General features: G+C 37.3%; 1 protein-coding gene. It reads left to right on the forward strand.

Annotation, left to right across the window (positions count from 1 at the left end):
- The first annotated feature begins 258 nt into the window (after nt 1-258).
- The gene (locus tag H0184_RS27335; protein WP_221831165.1) at nt 259-1,494 is read left to right on the forward strand and encodes an IS110 family RNA-guided transposase; all 1,236 of its coding nucleotides are present in this window, start codon (nt 259-261) and stop codon (nt 1,492-1,494) included.
- The last annotated feature ends 137 nt before the right edge of the window (nt 1,495-1,631 follow it).

Below are 1,631 nucleotides of genomic sequence, written 5' to 3' on the forward strand. Positions count from 1 at the left end.
TTCGTATTATAAGGTTAGCCAGAATGCTAAATATTTCTGGTTGACCTTATTTTTTATGGTCTTATTATATCAGTAGCCAGGGTAGAACGTAACTGCCCGTGGGGCTTCGACCCCGTCAGCTAAACCGTTCGCCCCCTACTTGTAGAAACATGATTGAGGCTGGTTGGGACTTTGATCTCGTATAACAAGCGAAGCTGTGACACTGCATGGAGGAATTAGGGGTACTGGCAAATTACTAGTTTAGGAGGAGGAATTAGAATGAATCCAGTCGTTGGTCTGGATATTTCAAAAGGAGAAAGTCAGGTTCAAGCATTTTTAGATAAAGGCAAACCTTATCGTAAGAGTTTTAAAGTATCTCATACTATTGAAGGGCTTAGTTATCTTGTAACGTTTCTGGAGGATGTGAAAAAAGAGTCTGGTAAGAAGCCTTCAATCATTCTAGAAGCTACAGGGCATTATCAAACTCCTGTAGTTCATTACTTGGAAGAACGAGGATATTTATTGATTATTATCAATCCGTTGATTTCATACAAGGCAAGAGGTTCAAGTTTAAGAAAAGTAAAGACAGATGCCGTAGATGCCTATCTTCTTTGTGAGTTGTTCTACAAAGAGGAGTTAGAGCCTTATAAAAAGCGTGGTGTCCAATTATTAAACCTTCGGAATCTTACAAGACAGCATGAAAATATTACTGGAGTCACTATCCAAACGAAGCTTCAATTTCAAGCTGTTCTTGAACAAGTGTTTCCGGAATATAAGGGGGTTTTTGGAGATTTATATTCGGTGGTATCACTCTTAACGCTTTCAGAGTTCCCCTCTTCCGAGGATATTATTAAAGCAAGTGAAGAAACAATTACAGATAAGATACATGAATTATGTAAAAGTCGATCAATCAGGTGGGCAAAAGAAAGTGCGATTAAACTTAAGGCTGCGGCAGCTCGTAACCCTTTTGAAAAGACAATCTACCAGAGTCATATTTTAAGCCTTGGTATGTATATTAATATGATTCTTCAATACAAAGAGCACCTATCAAAGTTGGAATCAGAGATAGATGCCCTCGCTAAAGAAATTGAAGAATATAATATTATCAAATCTATCCCTGGTATCGGAGAAAAAATCGCTGCAACGATTATTTCAGAAATTGGAGAGATAGATCGATTTACTGATCCTAAAAAGCTGGTAGCTTTCGCTGGAGTTGATCCAAGTGTATTCGAATCTGGTAAGTTTACAGCCACAAAGAATCGAATTACAAAACGAGGGTCAAGTAGGCTTCGTCACGCCTTATATATGGCTGTTCGTTGTGCGATTCGTGATTGCCGTAAAAAGAAAACAACGGATGAAATCATCCCTCGCAACAAGAAAATGCGAGAGTTTTACGACAAGAAACGTGGCGAAGGAAAACCCTTTAAAGTAGCTGTAATTGCATGCGTAAATAAACTCTTACATTGGATATTTGCCCTTTTAAAGAACAGAACCACTTTCCAAGATATAGCTTAGAACCAAAAATAAACTAAATAACACAAAACCTTCCAAAATTAGAATAACGGAAGGTTATTTGGCATGCACATTTTTAGTATAGCACGAGATATTTTAAGTTTTTATTGAAAAATATTGACAAACTATTAGCTGGTTTA

The sequence above is a fragment of the Neobacillus niacini genome (genome assembly GCF_019749295.1).
Taxonomy (GTDB): Bacteria; Bacillota; Bacilli; order Bacillales; family Cytobacillaceae; genus Neobacillus; species Neobacillus niacini_D.